The sequence below is a fragment of the Microbulbifer maximicatervae (SeqCode) genome (genome assembly GCF_052468095.1).
The window spans coordinates 3,719,753-3,735,583 of sequence record NZ_CP174332.1 but is presented as its reverse complement, the minus strand read 5'-3'; the positions used below and the strand labels follow the sequence as shown (position 1 = coordinate 3,735,583).

The window sequence follows — 15,831 nt, the reverse complement described above, 5'->3', positions numbered from 1 at the left end:
GTCCGGTAATGATCAAACGTGCAGCGAAATTCCTGGTACCTCCCAGCTGGAAGTTGATATTACACGATATGAATATCGATACAGCGCTGGCTCTTGCCTATGCCGGGTTACCTGCGGATCTGTTACAGCGGGAGGCTGTGACACTCTCTCCGGTGGAATATTTCCGTTTTTGGTGTGGTATTGATCGGGCCTCTAAGGATCGGCCATTACCACTTTTACTGGCGGAGCACCTTTCGGCTGAGTCGTTTGACCCTCCCATATTTGCGAGCCTGTGCAGTGCAAATCTGAATCAAGCTCTACTGCGGATACAGCAATACAAACCACTGATCGGTCCCATGGAATTGCACTTGGATATTACTGATGAGTACACCAAGCTCAATTTAGAGTGCTATGGAAGTGATGGAAATATCCCTGAAGCTTTGGGCCTGAGCGAATTAATTTTCTATATCCGCCTTGCTCGGTTGGGAACCCGGGAGGAAATTCAACCATTGGAATTGGCACTACCGCAGCTGCCTGAAGATCAAACGCCTTATCGGGAGTTTTTTGGTTGTTCAATTAAGCAGTCAGACCGGGTGAGAATTTGTTTCTCAGCGCAAGATGCACAAAAGCCATTTCTGACTGCCAATGCCCCTATGTGGGATTTCTTTGAAGGTAAATTGAGTCAACAGCTCAAGGATCTGGATAGCGAAGCCACAATGGGAGAGCGGGTAGGTTCAGTATTGATGGAGTTACTACCGGCCGGTGAGAGTTCTGTCGAAGCGGTGTCTGAACGCTTGGCTATCAGTAAAAGGACTTTGCAGCGGAAACTGGGGGAGGAAAATCAATCCTTCCAGACAGTATTGCAGGGAGTTAGATCAAGTTTGGCTGATCACTACCTCGCCAAGTCCAGCCTTCATTTGGGTGAGATTTCTTTTATGCTGGGATTTAAAGAACCCAATTCATTTATTCGGGCCTACCGGGGCTGGAAAGGAATGACACCATTGCAATACCGGGACTCTATTCACTGAATAGATCCGTTAGTAAAAAGCCAATGTTTGCATATCACTGTAAATTTATGTGACCAATTTGACCCAGGAAGTTTGGTTTTAACACGTAAACAGCGATTAATTGGCTGGTCGGTCAGCAATAATTATTCCGTTGTCTGGATTCACTTCCAGAGCCCTCAATTCTCCTCCGTAGACCGCCTGGATTTTCCATCTTCCGCCCACAAATTCGATATGCGTGATGGGGTTGAACCCTAGACCATACAGTTTCGCTTTAATAGTGGATAAGTCCAAGGCAATGACCGAAGGTTCTGCTCCGTAAAGGTCGGGGCTGTCGTAGATGGGGGCGGGTTTATTGGGATCGAGGCCGGGGGGGATTGGGTTAGTGAGATTGCCAACTAAAGCTATGGCGGTAAGAAAAATCATCTACGGCTCCATACTGCTAACAAGCCATAGTATTAGTTTGGACTAGGGATTATCGCAGTGCCAGCGGGCTGTAGTGATTTCGGTCTTACCTGAGTGCGATTATAGCAGTGAATGGCCCGGCAACAGATATTGCCGGACCTAGGGAGCCTAGCGTGTAAGCTTTAGCATAAAATCGATAACACGAGTTGAGAGTTTGCCATAGGGAGGCCGCAGTAATTTTAATAGGTCGATTGGGCCCTGATAGAAGATGGGACGAAGTTTAGAGAAGGTCAGAAATCCCTCGTAGCCATGGTAGTGACCCATACCGCTTTCACCAACGCCGCCAAATGGAATATCGTGCTGGCCAACGTGCAGTACACAATTGTTTACCGACACGCCTCCAGACATTACCTTGTTGATATATAAATCTTGTAAGGTTTTGTCGTGAGTGTAAGGGTAAATCGCCAGGGGTCTGGGGCGAGCATTAATATAATCAATAACTTCCTCTGGCTTGGAATAAGTGATAATCGGCAATAGCGGGCCAAAAATCTCACGCTGCATTGCCAGCATCTCGCCGTCTACGTTGGTCAGGATATGCGGAGGGAATTTTCGCAGTTTATTGTCCCTATCCAATTTGCCAGCACTTAAATCTATGGCATTAGCACCCTTAGCCTTGGCGTCATCCAGGGTTGCCCAGATTCGCTGGTAAGATGTGTCGTCGATAATAGAAGTGTAATCCTGGCCATCTAAGTTGGGGTAGCGCTTCTGAACATAATGTTTTGCGTGCTCGATAAACTCTTCGAGATGCTCCTCCGGCAAGAAAAGATAATCCACGTTGACACAGATCTGCCCGGCGTTTACCAGCTTCCAGTAAATTAGTTGCTCGGCGGCTTTCTTAACCGGGTAATCCGAGCCAACAATTGCCGGTGATTTACCTCCAAGCTCCAATGTGACTGGAGTTAGGTTTTCTGCGGCGGAGCGCATTACTGCACGACCGGTATTACTGGAGCCAGTAAAGATTAAGTGATCGAATTTAAGGCTGGAAAATACCGGGCCTATTTCATCGGCATCGGGAATAAAAACCAGCTTTTCTTCCGGGAAGTATTGTTCACAGACTTTACTGAGTAATTCTGCAAGGTGCTTGGAATTGGTGGACATCTTGACCATCGCCTGATTGCCTGCGGCGAAAATATTGGTCAGTGGTGAAAAGCTTAAGTTTATTGGGAAGTTCCACGGCACTATGACGCCAATTACCCCCAGAGGTTGTGGGACCACACGATTTTTAGAGAGGGGATAGGATTTAAAATCTGTATGGCGCCCCCTGGGTTTCATCCACTTCTTTAGGCGCTTGATAGTCTCTTTAATGCCGGAGAGCGCTGGGTAGATATCGTAGAGCAGTATCTCTTCCCTGGCTCGATTGCCGTAGTCGTTACTAATTGCCTGGATAATGGATTCCTGCTGTTCACGCAGGAGCTGGGCAAGGGTTCTAAGATCCTGCACACGTTGCTGATAGCTGGGAGCCGGGTTGGCCAGGTAGGCACTGCGCTGTTTGTCCAGATAGTTTTGCAGTACCGCTTTGTCTGCATCCTGCCGGGTCAGGGTTTGTGTTGTCATTTTATTATCCTGTGGCGTTGATCTCAGAAAGACTAAACGAAATTGAATCGGAGTGATTGACCAATCCGGTAAATTCCTTTGATGATCGGAGAACAAATTTTATCCGGGGAATGGCCAAGTTTGTTTTGCCATCGCAATTTATGGCGCGGATTACATCACTATGTTCAAGCAGAATAGGTTAGGGCCGGCTTTGGCAGCCGGCCCTGTCAGGATAGCTCGGAATGAGGACAGTAATCCTTAATCGTTGTCCGGTTTTTCCGACAAAACTTCCGCAGAGTTGGGGTCTACGTGCAAGTCGTACTTTTGGTCACCCTTATAGGCTTCAATCTTCCACTTACCCTTGTCCAGATCGACCTCAACAATTGGGGTGTAGCCCTGCTGTTCCAATTTGGTCAATACGGTGGAAAGGGCCATAGCTCCGGGTGGGGGCTTTTCTTTGGCGAGTGCATAGGGTAGTGCTGTTGCGGCGATAAAGGCCAGCAACAACTTGCTGATAGGTTGCATGGTGCTATTACCTCGCTGTCTATTTGCTAAATCGCAGTATCCTATGAATCAAATCTTCCCTTAACCGAGCGATCGGTATTTCCAAACTGTAAAATAAAAACTGATACGTTTGCGTTTGGTCTCCAGGCACTTACAACGGGTTTTGTGGGCTGCCCTGGGTAAGGTGCTTCTGGATTGCCTCGCACCACTCCATTCCTCCGGGTTTGAGACCGTTGGTATTGGCTCTGCTGAGCCGGGTGATGGCTGTGAACCATTCCTCACTACCGGTAGTCGGCATACCGGACGGGTATAGTTTCGCCATATCGCCATTTTGCTGGGCAAGCACTTGCTGTTGAACCCAGGCAAACCATTCCGGGGTGCATATAGCTGCAGCTTTCTTTTCCGCTTCCGCTCCATTGCCCGGTGGGGCAATGGGCTCCTTCATGGCGCTGGTAGCCGACTCATCTGCAGGAGGGGTTGCAGGTGACTTGGAGTCCTTCGGGCCCCCACAGCTGCAGAGGACAAAGATCAGTGCTATTAAAGGGCCAAAGCGGTACATAGGACCTCTATGGGTGGCGGTATCAAGCCTAAGCATAGGAGGAAATTGACGACTTTGCCTTATCGCCTTAGGTCATATGTATTTTTATTGACATTGCCATTAAATCAAATGAGAATGTTTCTCGTTTAATCCAAGGGTGATCTACGATAATGTCTACCAGAGCTCTATTTCAAAAAGTGCTGGCTGTAGCCGGCTTGTTGGGTGCTGTGGGTGCCAGTGCGGCCGAGCAGGTAAATATCTACTCCTACCGACAGCCTTTCCTTATAGAGCCGATCTTAAAGGAGTTCACCGAGAAAACCGGTATTGAGGCCAAAGTGGTCTACGCCAGCAAAGGCTTGAACGAGCGTTTGCAAAGGGAAGGGCGCAATAGCCCCGCTGACCTGGTTCTGACTTCCAATACCAGCAGCCTGATGGATCTGCTTAATAAGCAGCTGACCCAACCGATAAGCAGTGAAATTCTGGAAGACAATATCCCATCACAATTTCGTGATAAGGCCGGCAACTGGTTCGGCCTTACCACCCGGGCGCGTTTGATCTACGCCTCCAAAGACCGCGTTAAGCCCGGTGAAATTACTCGCTACGAAGAGTTGGTAGACCCTAAGTGGAAGGGCCGAATTTGTACTCGTAGCGGCAAGCACCCCTATACCCTGTCTCTGATCGCCTCCATGATCGCCCATCACGGTGAAGCAGAAACCAAAGAGTGGCTGCAAGGTGTGAAAGCGAATCTGGCGCGTAAGCCCCAGGGTAATGACCGCGCTCAGGTTAAAGCTATTAGCGAAGGTGTCTGCGACCTTTCCCTGGGTAACAGCTACTACTTCGGTAAAATGATTACCAATAAGGAGCAGCCGGAGCAGGTGGATTGGGCCAAGTCTGTAAACCTGGTCTTCCCTAACCAGAAAGATCGCGGTACCCATATGTTTATTTCCGGTGCGGCGCTGACCAAGCACGCCCCCAACCGTGAAAATGCCGTTAAGCTGCTGGAATTCCTCAGCGGCGCCGATGCTCAATACTCTTACGCTGAGAAAAACTTTGAGTTCCCGGTACGCCCTGGCACTGCCCGCTCTGAGTTGATTAAGGAGTATATGGGTGAGTTTAAAGAAGACGATCTGAGTCTCACGGAGATCGGCTCCTACGTTCCAGCAGCTTCCCGCATGGTTGATGAAGTACGCTTTGACTTTTAGAATGGTTAACTGAATGGGAATTGCTGCCGAGTAAATTGACAGCACTATCTCAGCCTTATTCGAACGGCCCTGTCGAGAGACCAGGGCCGTTCTTTTATAATGAGCTTTTGATTCCTTAATCCATGCTAAACCGAGCAAACTTATCAGCTTCCCGCTGGCTGCTATTGGTAGCTACTATCTCCCTTCTGGTAGCTCTGCCAGTGCTATCCATTTTTTGGTTGGCATTTTTCCCTGAAGAAAATATCTGGCCGCACCTGGTGGACACGGTGTTGTTTCACTATGTGTCCTCCACATTGATTCTGGCTGGCGGTGTCGGTTTGGTAACGCTGATAACAGGCGTGGGCAGTGCCTGGCTGGTGAGCATGTGCCAGTTCCCCGGGCGTCGTTTGTTTGAGTGGGGGCTGTTATTGCCGTTTGCTGTTCCCGCCTATGTGATTGCCTACGTTTACACGGACTTGCTGGAATATGCGGGCCCTGTGCAAAAGTCCCTGCGCGCCTGGTTTGGTTGGCAGACAGCCAGGGATTACTGGTTTCCGGAGATCCGTAGCATGGGTGGGGCGATTGCCATGCTGTCACTGGTGCTCTTCCCCTATGTCTATATGCTCGCGCGGGCAGCCTTTATCGAGCAGTGTGGCAGTATACGTGCCGCGAGCCGGTCATTGGGCTGTACGCCCTGGCAGAGCTTCTTGCGCGTATCCCTGCCAATGGCACGCCCGGCAATTGCGGTGGGTTTATCACTGGTATTGATGGAAACCCTGAATGATTTCGGCACAGTGGACTTCTTTGCCGTACGCACCTTGAGTGTCGGAATTTACGATACCTGGTTGAGCCACGGCAATTTAGGAGGCGCGGCGCAAATTGCCTGTAGCACTCTGATTTTTGTTGTTCTGTTAATTACGCTGGAGCGAATGGGGCGGGCGAGACAGAAGCACTTTGTACAATCGCCAAATTCCCAGCGTGAACGCTATGTATTGCACGGCTGGCGATCCGGTGTAGCCCTGTTGTTCTGCGGGTTACTGTTGGTGGCCGGTTTTATTATTCCCCTGCTGGTTCTGGGAAGTTACGCACTCAGTAATTTCTCCAGTTACTGGAGCGATGATTTTATACAGATCGCCAGCAATAGCTTGTTGCTGTCAATCGCAGCGGCACTGGTCTCTGTACTGCTGGGCCTGCTGTTGGCCTACGGTAAGCGGCTGCAACCCAAAAGATCCGTACGGGTCTTGGTCGGCTTTTCCAAGCTGGGTTATGCAATGCCCGGGGCAGTACTGGCGATTGGTGTCCTGATTCCCCTGGCCGCTTTTGATAATGCGGTGGATGGTTTTTTACGTGAACACTTTGATGTCTCCATAGGGCTGCTGTTAAGCGGCAGTATTTTCGCCATTATTTTTGCCTACACGGTGCGCTTCCTGGCAGTGTCCACAGGGGCCATAGAATCCAGCCTGGAGAAAGTAACCCCTTCAATGGATCGCGCTGCCCGCTCCCTGGGACGCAATAGCTGGCAAACCCTGTGGGCTGTACATCTACCTTTGGTGCGCACAGGTCTACTAACGGGTGGCTTGGTGGTCTTTGTGGATTGTATGAAAGAACTGCCGGCGACTTTGCTACTGCGCCCCTTCGGCTTTGACACCCTGGCGACTTATGTTTACCAGTTCGCTTCCGATGAGATGCTGGAACGCTCGGCCCTGGGGGCTTTATTGATTGTCCTGGTGGGGTTGATACCGGTAATTTTACTAAGCCGTTCCATTGGTTGGCGCAGAGGTGAGGAGCGCACAGCCGTGGCGGACTCAGAAGCGCCCGCCCTGTCCTGATAGCTTTTATCGGGCCTGGTCAAACACCAGAGCAGAGGAAAGGTGCAGGGGAAGTTTATCACCGGGAGCCGCTTGAACATCTGCATTCAAAGCGGCCTCGACAGTTTCCCCTGCAGCTAACTGAAAGCGATAGCTCACCTGGTTGCCGAGAAAATTCTTTTCCACAACCTGAGCCATCACAGCACCGGGATGTTCGCCTGCGGCAATATCCTCACTGCGCACAAACAGTTCGAGCTGATCTCCACTTTCGTATGCAGCTGTTGGCACCTTCACTTCCCCCAGAGGGGTACTGATCAGGCCATTGCCCACAACAGTACCGGAAATGATATTCCCTTCACTAACAATCCTTGCAACTGCCAAGTTTCTAGGTGTTTGATAAGTGTCTTGAGGGCTGTCCCACTGCTGTAATTGGCCTTGGCTGAGTACTCCCAGCTTATCTCCGGCAATAAAAGCCTCATGGCGGTCGTGGGTAACAATAATTGCAGGGATCTTCTCTTCGCGCAGTATATGGCGGACTTCGGCGGCGAGACTGCGGCGCAACTCGGTATCCAGGTTGGAGAAGGGTTCATCCAGGAGTAACAGCTTGGGGCGCGGTGCCAGTGCCCGAGCCAGAGCGACACGCTGCTGCTGACCGCCAGAGAGCTGATGTGGGTACTGTTGCCCAAAGCCTTCCAGACGCACTAACTTTAGCAAAGACTGGGTGCGGGATTGCCGCTTGCTTTTCGGCATTGACTGGATACCGAAGGCAATATTCTGTTCAACGGTAAGGTGTGGGAAGAGGGCGTAGTCCTGAAATACCACCCCAATTTTCCGTTGCTCTGCGGGAATCTGTTTCTCACGGGAGGAAATCACTTCCCCGGATAGCTGGATACTCCCCGCTGCGACCGGCTGAAAACCAGCGATGGCGTGCAGTAGCGTTGTCTTACCACAACCGCTGGGGCCCAATAAACAGGCAATTTCTCCCGCCTGTAAAGCAAAGGAAACTGATTCGATAACTACCTGTTCACCGTAGCGGCACTGCAGGTTTTCTATAGAGAGTATAGGGAGCACGGGTCTTCCGGTAGTTTGGCCTGTAAACGATTAGGGCAGCTTTCGGGTTCATAGTTATCACTACACTAACCGGTAGCCAGTCCAGAGTGAAGTATACTTTTAGCTGTGCAGTAGTGTTGGATGTTTTTTAGACGAGTGAATTATCTAAACACTCGCCATCAACCTCGTATACTAAGGTATCCATTCTCGTGGATATTGAAATTTCGCCTGTTCCAGATTCACAGTGCTCAGCTGAATAGTAACGATATTTGATTTTAAGATAAGCCGGCCCAACTCCGATTATACCATCAGCCCCCGCATTTGGTGCATGTATCGGACTATGAGTGATCTCGAGAGAAGATAACGATACATTTCTTACATTAAATTTTTCAGGGAGGGATATCTTCACGGGTCGATTATCAATACTGAGGTCGATATAACTAACGGAATTATCATCTGGCGTGAGGGAAATTTGCAGCGAAAATTCTTTGAAGGGGCTAATTAAATTTCCGCTTACTCTTGTGTTTAGAATCTCGGCATAGAGATCTTGAGCTGTATACGCTATAGCAGGCGAAATGGCAAAAATTAATACAGGTAGGTACTTTATCAAGTGAACTGCCTAGCGCTTGCTAACAAAGATATGCACTAGTGCGTTGCTTTACTGCCAAGCATTTTTGTCACTCTTGGAACCTCCTCCCAGCAATCGCCGAAAAAGCCCGGAGAAAATATCTGCAACGATATCCTCTTTGTTGATAATGTCTTTTTCTCTTAGGTTCTCGGCCTTTCTGTCTAGTTGTGTAGCCATAGAATAGTTATTACGGACCCTAGCTTCCTCTGCTTGAGCTTCAAGTTCGTTAGCTTTCGCGTTTCTTTCATATATGTTTGGGGTTGAGGCACACCCGGAAATAAATAAAACGGACAGTATAAAAAATAAACTCTTCATGTTCGGTAAAATAAATTCGAGTTTCATAAAATTATTACTGGTAGGTGTTGGCCTGTATAGGATTACCAGCAATATATCATAGTAGCGAGCTAAATGCTGGGCTTCTGATAATCAAAGCCCAGTGTAGTTGGCACGCGGACCGCATTTAAAATCCGTGTGCTATCTATAAGGCGACCCGATGGATTTTCTATTAGCATGGACCTTTACGCATTCTCATTGTACTTCCGCGAACCATTTCAACTTTGCTTGGGGTAACTGATAAAAGTTTATGTGTCCCAACATTTGACATTATCAGCTTGTTGTCTTCAACAGACCAAGTGCCATCCTGCTTCCAAAAACTATCGACCCACTTATAGGAGCCATCTTTCTTGAAAGTAATTGTGACATTTTCGGCGGCGACATTTCCTGCTGCTTCCTGTTCGTAAAAGCACCAAGCACCATTAAGTTCATTTGCCTCGTAGGCATTGGTCACTTGTGAAGTTGAAGCAATAATAATTGCTAGTACAATTTTTTTCATTTTATATTCCTTTTAGTTTAAGGTGTCCAGTTTTCAGGTTTGAGTTATATGGCTTTGAGGTTGATCTCCCACCTAATTATATACGGCATTAAACTTGACCAAATATTTAACGCGAAGTGACTAGGTGCTGTAATGTGGCTTTCTATTATATTTTCCTTTGTCCTATCTCAAGTACATGCTCATGAGAATAGAATAAAATTTTGTTTGAATCATTGTGCAGAACTATTGCATCATCTCTGGCAGGCATAAATATATCCTGCCAAGCATCAAGGAAGATACTGGTTGCTAGAATAAAAACTTCATTCTCGCTAAATACCACCTGAACTGTTCCCTCAGTGTTGAAATTACTCTTTAGCCAAGCGTCTGTAATGGTATTACTCTCAATCTTAAGTCTAAAAATTGATTCAATGACTTCACTATTTAGCCCATAGAAGTCGGTCGCACAGTATTTGGCTGTAAAATCGTAAGCATTTTTGGCATTCTTAGAATCAAGCCATCGAACACTTAAGTTGAGTCTTTCTATTTCAGCTTTTCGATATTTCATTTTGATACACAAAATAGTACGAGTGCACTATTACGAGGGCGTACTAACGTACAGAACGGCAAGGAAGTGAACTGGTTGGGCATAAACCGCCTCATCTGGTATTTGATTTTGCTTTTAGAGTAAGAAAGTACCCTGCTATGAACGAGGGTACCAAAACTATATTCGATGCTATTTCATACCAAATGGGGTACTCTTTATCTAGATTCGATGGAGATTGTCCAATATAGTACATAAAACCACCATACATGGCTGCGACTAATATCGCATTTACTATATTTGGACTTCCCGATATTTGAGCCGATAAGTAAATACCAATAACAATACCAACAAATATTGTGAACAATGAATATACCAAAGGCTCAACTGAGGTCATCAGTATATCCATTGGGGCCTTATCAACAATAAGGTAAGAGAATATAAAAATACTAAAGAATGAGAGAACCATTATTGTAACTAGCGCAACAATAAATCCAACGAATATACCAACTAAACTTTTAAATGCTACTTTCAATTTATCTATCCTAGCTAAGAACATATCCATATTTGGAGCAGTAGGAGTATTCTGCTACAAAGTGGTGAAAATTATAGCCTATTTTATCTTCAAAATTCACAAACCAAATGTGACATACTCCAAAAATAAAGAGATGCCTCTTAATTTCAGATGTTTTTTCTCTCACTCAGGAGTGATTGCGTACATGAAATGTTGTCGGATCACAAGGGAGAAAAAATATCTCCTTTCTGTGATAAGAAAATAAAATATTTCAAGTTCTCAGGTTGCTGAGCGGATAGATTGTCATTAGTCAATGATTTATCTCGGAACAAAGAGAAAACTAAGTTTTTGTACTCGCTACTACCAACCTTTGGGTCTCACAGAGTGTCACAAGAGCGCGATCATTGATCTCGAAGGGGCTAATTTATCTCCGATAAAAAGATTGTCCTTACGATACCACCATTATCTTAATTGCTACCTCAGGAGTAATCGCTCTGCTAAACAAAAACATTGTTTTAAAGTAATAGAGATGAATCTATCTAGCTCGGTTGTAAAGAATATAATAACTATCAGTTTGGCTGCTATCCCATTCTATATATCAAACTGTAACTCTTTCACCTTCAGATTATTTTCCCATATTCCTACGCGGACCTCTGAATAACGGCAGGGGTGACTATAGATTAATTAGCATCTGCAATCCCTGTGGAGCTATTGAAGATCTAGAGGTTAAGTATGCCAAAAGAGGATAGGGATTTGGCAGGCAGTTTGAAAATAGATAGTTGATGTTTGTCCGTTGGAATTAGTGCTAGTTTAGAGTTTGGGTGGATTACTCTCTGAGAAGAAAACTAAAATTGGTTCTTAAGTTTTCATTTATAGATATTCAACATGAATATATTCAATAATAACTGCTGACTATGGAAAAATTATATATCTCCTAATGTCGTGACTAACATTGGCTTTGTAGTGGTAATCATGAGGCTTGTTTTGTTATGTTTGCTTTATGATTATTTCGCAATAGAAAATATATCCATAAAGTTGATATTGCAGCAAAGAAACACCAGGTTGATACCCATGTTTCGCGCTGAGTGAAATAAACGATAACACCTAGTGTCATGACAAGTGCCCAAAATTTTATAAAAATTCGATTGCTCGATAATAAAAATAAAAATCCAAGTAAAGAATAGATGATATGTCCAGTTGTAATGGCGAATAAGCTGTAATCGGATGTGATATAGCATAAGCTATGGCCGCACACGCTCGTTTTTATTAAGTGTCTTGGTCCTGTTTCTAGTAGGATGGGTATCCAAAGATATAAACCAAAAATAAAACCTATGATTGTTAATATAATAAAGAAAATTCTTTTCCATTTTTTTGTCTCAAGACTAAAGGCAACGATTGGTATCCAGACAAGCCAAAAAAATAGAGCAAAAAATAAGTAAAAAATAGAAGACGCTGCCGTCAGTGACACTAAATTTTCATTGTATCCAATCCATACTAGCCCTTCACTTGCTTGCTGTAACGCAAAAAGGAGGGGGGTAACTGCGAGTAATAAATAGGTTTTATCATTTTTCATAGCATGTGTTGTACACAAGGCACCACCGACAATAAGCAGAGCCGCTGATCCGAACGATGCCGTGGCTGAAAAACACATAATGATTTTCTCTATATGTAAGATATTCTAACTTAAGCCAAAGCCATATAATTTGATATGCAACATAACAATATCCTTAGCGTAGAAAATCAGTTGATTTTGATATTTTGTACTAAGCTTATGAATTAGTCTGTGATGACTAGGTCTACTTTAACGTTTTCAATTCACCTTATGAGTTAAGTCTATAAAATTCGCAAAGATACATTTAGTTTGCCTTTGGATATTGATGCTTACATAAGTAAAGCCTATTTTGATAGGGCGTAACAAGCCCAGTGTAATACTAATTGGATAGTTGCTTTTCTTTATTCCACTTATCAAAATTGGTCACCTATATAAGCCTTGGGTTAAGGGTTACTGGTTGAATGCTAGAGTGATGATGCTTCCACTAAATTGGGGGATTTATTCTAGTCGGTACTCTCCGGTCATTCATGTTGAACTAACTAAACGGGGATCTCCAATGACTAGGACGTAACAGGATTGCTGGACGTGTCACGACTACAATCCGATTTTTGCATGTTTATTTGAGTATTAAATACCCCCAATTCTATTAGTAGCGCTAATGCTTCTTCGACCGGAAATTATTTGTTGTCTGTTTTTACGAATTTTCTATAGCTCATCTTTAGAGTGCCAATCTATACATACTAATATACTGCGATCATGAAGCTTGTTTTTTCATCTTTGCTTTAAAATCATTTATTAATAGGAAATAAATCCATAACGTTGATATCGCAGCAAAGAAACACCAGGTTGATACCCATGTTTCACTCTGAGTAAAGTAAGTGATAACACCGAGTAGCATGACAAGTGCCCAAAATTTTCTAAATAGATGATTGCTCGATAACAAGAATAAAACACCTAGTAAAGCATAAATGCTTTCTCGAACTGTGACGGGTAGTAAACCACCTTCGGATAACTCATAACATAAACTATGTCCACATACACTTGTTTTTATTATGTGTCTTGGTCCTGTTTCCAATAGAATAGGCACCCAGAGATATAAGCCAAAAATAAATCCTATAATTATTAATATGATATAAAAATTTCTTTTCCATTTTTTTGTTTCAAGCATATAGGCTACAAGAGGTATCCAAGTAAGCCAGAAAAAGAAAGCAAAAAACAGATACAAAATAGAAGCTTTTGTCGTTAGTGAAATCAAATTTTCGTTGTACCCAATCCAAACCATCCCTTCACTCGCTTGCTGTAACGCAAACAAGAGAGGGGTAACTGCGAGTAATAAATAGGTTTTATCATTTTTTATAGCATGTGTTGTACACAAAGCACCACCGACAATAAGCAGAGCTGCTGATCCGAACGATGCCGTGGCTGAAAAACACATAATGATTTTCTCTATATGTTAGATATTCTAACTTAAGCCAAAGCCATATAATTTGATATGCAACATAACAATATCTATAACCTAGAAAATAAGTTGACTTTGCTAATTTGTACTAAGCTTATGAATTAGTCTGTGATGACTAAGTCTACTTCAACGTTTTCAATTCATATAATGAGTTAAGCTGAAAAGCCTAATAAGGCTATATTGAGTTTACTTATGTAGGCCGATACCTACATAAGTGAAATCTATGCCGAGAGGGTTAAACAAGTCAGTGTAATGTTACTGTGGTGGTTGCATTATCTATTTCATTAATCAAAGTGGGTCTCAGTTTTGTCTCTTGGGTGTGGGATTGGCTTTTACGCTTAAGAGTCTTAATACGTCCGTTAAATTAAATACATTGGGGGTATTAATCCTAACGATACTCACCGGTCATTTACGATGAACACATTTATCAGAGAGGGCTATTAAGTCGTTGATACCAGAGTAATAGCCTTTTGCTCAAGACATCTTAGATTTCAGATGTGCATGTCACGAATAAGCCTATCTACCGTAAACGAGAACTGACAGTCATAGGTTTTCAATTCCATAGCCCTCGGTATCCTTGCCATACTTTATGACTCATTTTGGATATTGCGGATAGGGCTGGCTATCACATCCATTTGACCCCCTATTTTTCCAGATGATTGGCCATATAAGAATGATTGGGGTGTTTAAAATGACGTTGTCTTGTTCGCGGTGATTGTAAATGAGGCAGCCAAGGTTTAATCCAGCAGCTTGGGTGAATGGATATACCTTATTTGTTTAGTCTAAAACACATATTCAAATCAATAGGCTTTTAACAAAGAGTATGGGTGGAGGTATTGGCGTCGTATTCAATATTTAAGGGGCAATATTTTATGACCTCTGTTTGTCAAGCTTTTGAAAGTGACCGCAATCCTTGCACTTAACTCCATGTTGATAGAAAAATAAAGGCATCCCCAAAAGTAGGAAAACCAAAAATGCGGGCTTTTTCCCCTTGGTAAATGGCTCGAGATTTCGTGATGAGCAGGACTCGCATACTCTTTCTTCATCATGCCCTAATTCTTGGTCTACAAGATTGGAACGGTCTTGATTCAATATTTCATTAGCTTCATCTAGGTCGCTTTCCGACACTTGAAGCCTGACTCCACCCATAGCATTAGAATATAGCCACTGCATATTGACTGTGTGCTCATCTGCAATGAAAGCGTGTATTCCTTCAGATTCAAGTCGTGCTTTTGCAATCTGCGCTTCATATGGAAATGAGAATCTAGCAACGGTTACTAGCAAGTGATCACCTTAGCGCTTAACGTCTTGAGCTGTGGGACGAAGTGTCTGAAAACTTAGACGTGTTATGTTTTTATAGCCCACTAAGGAAACCCCACAACTTACCCCAGCGTTCTAGCTTTTGATCAGTGCTCAATAGCCTCGGCTGAACTTGAATAGGGTCGCCAAGTTGATCTACACCTTTCAATAAGTTGAGATTTACTGCGCCGCGAAGTTGACTATTTATATTGCAGCCTACAGCTAGCAGTTGATTACAATCTTTGCAATGGTAGAAATCAGCAAGCTGATCCCCATTTTGTTTAGTTGAGATTCCATCGCCAGTGAAAATCGCAGACATAGTTGGGTCACTTATAATAGGGGAAGGACTGGCTTGGCAATAATTGCAATCGCAAATGCGCGGATTCAAAGCTTCGAGCGGCTTTGCTAACTGAACTTCAATATGCCAACGGTTACATTTACACGATCCCTTAAAGAGCATAAAAATTAGTTCCAATTATGATGAAGCATAGTGTCTATATAATGGGCAAGTGCAGCGGCTCCAGAGCTTTATCGCACCTGCCACCGTAAGGACCGTAGCCACGAATGCCTGGTTCATTTGATTGTAATGCCGCTTAGCTTGAACAGGACACATCGTTTGCCACCCCAACAACAATTAAGAAGTTGATGAAAAACTCACTCGCAGTGAAGTAACCACATTCCCTAGACAAATCCACACCAGAGTTCAAAGCAATTGTGTATTTGTAGCTTCCATTATTTTGCTCAATGACCGGTAAATTGTCCGGGACTCATCTGGTGCTACAGCACTAAACCTAAGTCTATTGCTTGGAAGCTGAACAACTGCCGAGTCTACTTATATTCCACTTTGGTTCTTGATCATCACATTCGGCATCACCCCAAAGAAGCCTATCTAACACCAATAATCAGCAATACAGCGGTAACTAGTAAGCAATATCTTCTCTTCAAAATCGGATACTCCACAGAAC

Annotated in this window: 16 protein-coding genes; 3 read left to right on the top strand and 13 right to left on the bottom strand. The window is 44.3% G+C overall.

Annotated features, from left to right (window positions below; genetic code table 11):
• Window positions 1-8: 8 nt before the first annotated feature.
• The gene (locus ACJJIL_RS16335) at window positions 9-1,007 is read left to right on the top strand and encodes an AraC family transcriptional regulator (protein ID WP_444906122.1); all 999 of its coding nucleotides are present in this window, start codon (window positions 9-11) and stop codon (window positions 1,005-1,007) included.
• A 96-nt stretch (window positions 1,008-1,103) separates the two neighbouring features.
• Here the strand turns inward: ACJJIL_RS16335 and ACJJIL_RS16330 are convergent, their stop codons facing one another.
• The 4 genes from ACJJIL_RS16330 to ACJJIL_RS16315 form a co-directional block, all read right to left on the bottom strand.
• Window positions 1,104-1,409: a hypothetical protein gene (locus ACJJIL_RS16330; RefSeq protein ID WP_444932482.1), complete on the bottom strand. Its 306-nt coding sequence runs from the start codon at window positions 1,407-1,409 to the stop codon at window positions 1,104-1,106.
• A gap of 147 nt (window positions 1,410-1,556) precedes the next feature.
• Window positions 1,557-3,002, bottom strand: a complete 1,446-nt coding sequence (locus ACJJIL_RS16325) for a coniferyl aldehyde dehydrogenase (RefSeq protein ID WP_445360227.1) — start codon at window positions 3,000-3,002, stop codon at window positions 1,557-1,559.
• A gap of 237 nt (window positions 3,003-3,239) precedes the next feature.
• Complete coding sequence (locus ACJJIL_RS16320; protein WP_282931601.1) at window positions 3,240-3,506, bottom strand: PepSY domain-containing protein; 267 nt, start codon at window positions 3,504-3,506, stop codon at window positions 3,240-3,242.
• 130 nt (window positions 3,507-3,636) lie between these two features.
• Entirely contained in the window at window positions 3,637-4,044 is a 408-nt protein-coding gene (locus ACJJIL_RS16315; RefSeq protein ID WP_413664730.1) for a hypothetical protein, read from the bottom strand.
• Window positions 4,045-4,193: 149 nt separating this feature from the next.
• Between ACJJIL_RS16315 and ACJJIL_RS16310 the strand changes: the two genes are divergently transcribed.
• Together ACJJIL_RS16310 and ACJJIL_RS16305 are read left to right on the top strand one after the other, a co-directional pair.
• Window positions 4,194-5,225 (top strand): Fe(3+) ABC transporter substrate-binding protein, encoded by a 1,032-nt coding sequence (locus ACJJIL_RS16310; RefSeq protein ID WP_445360226.1) that lies wholly within the window; start codon window positions 4,194-4,196, stop codon window positions 5,223-5,225.
• Window positions 5,226-5,347: 122 nt separating this feature from the next.
• Window positions 5,348-7,033 carry an ABC transporter permease gene (locus ACJJIL_RS16305; protein WP_445360225.1) on the top strand — a complete coding sequence of 562 codons (1,686 nt, stop codon included), beginning with the start codon at window positions 5,348-5,350 and terminating at the stop codon, window positions 7,031-7,033.
• A gap of 6 nt (window positions 7,034-7,039) precedes the next feature.
• Here the strand turns inward: ACJJIL_RS16305 and ACJJIL_RS16300 are convergent, their stop codons facing one another.
• The 9 genes from ACJJIL_RS16300 to ACJJIL_RS16260 all read right to left on the bottom strand — a co-directional run bounded on the left by ACJJIL_RS16300 (window position 7,040) and on the right by ACJJIL_RS16260 (window position 14,851).
• Complete coding sequence (locus ACJJIL_RS16300) at window positions 7,040-8,083, bottom strand: ABC transporter ATP-binding protein (RefSeq protein WP_445360224.1); 1,044 nt, start codon at window positions 8,081-8,083, stop codon at window positions 7,040-7,042.
• A gap of 127 nt (window positions 8,084-8,210) precedes the next feature.
• Entirely contained in the window at window positions 8,211-8,672 is a 462-nt protein-coding gene (locus ACJJIL_RS16295) for a hypothetical protein (protein ID WP_445360223.1), read from the bottom strand.
• A 48-nt stretch (window positions 8,673-8,720) separates the two neighbouring features.
• Window positions 8,721-9,032: an outer membrane protein assembly factor BamD gene (locus ACJJIL_RS16290; protein WP_445360222.1), complete on the bottom strand. Its 312-nt coding sequence runs from the start codon at window positions 9,030-9,032 to the stop codon at window positions 8,721-8,723.
• Window positions 9,033-9,195: 163 nt separating this feature from the next.
• Window positions 9,196-9,522, bottom strand: a complete 327-nt coding sequence (locus ACJJIL_RS16285) for a hypothetical protein (protein ID WP_445360221.1) — start codon at window positions 9,520-9,522, stop codon at window positions 9,196-9,198.
• Window positions 9,523-9,667: 145 nt separating this feature from the next.
• Window positions 9,668-10,066 (bottom strand): hypothetical protein, encoded by a 399-nt coding sequence (locus ACJJIL_RS16280; protein WP_445360220.1) that lies wholly within the window; start codon window positions 10,064-10,066, stop codon window positions 9,668-9,670.
• Between the two features lie 91 nt (window positions 10,067-10,157).
• A complete protein-coding gene (locus ACJJIL_RS16275; RefSeq protein ID WP_445360219.1) occupies window positions 10,158-10,577 on the bottom strand; it encodes a hypothetical protein in 420 nt (139 codons plus the stop codon).
• Window positions 10,578-11,526: 949 nt separating this feature from the next.
• On the bottom strand, window positions 11,527-12,207 hold the full coding sequence (locus tag ACJJIL_RS16270; protein WP_445360218.1) for a DUF6629 family protein: 681 nt from the start codon (window positions 12,205-12,207) through the stop codon (window positions 11,527-11,529).
• A gap of 655 nt (window positions 12,208-12,862) precedes the next feature.
• A complete protein-coding gene (locus ACJJIL_RS16265) occupies window positions 12,863-13,543 on the bottom strand; it encodes a DUF6629 family protein (protein ID WP_444906116.1) in 681 nt (226 codons plus the stop codon).
• An 894-nt stretch (window positions 13,544-14,437) separates the two neighbouring features.
• On the bottom strand, window positions 14,438-14,851 hold the full coding sequence (locus ACJJIL_RS16260) for a putative signal transducing protein (protein WP_445360217.1): 414 nt from the start codon (window positions 14,849-14,851) through the stop codon (window positions 14,438-14,440).
• Between the last annotated feature and the right edge of the window lie 980 nt (window positions 14,852-15,831).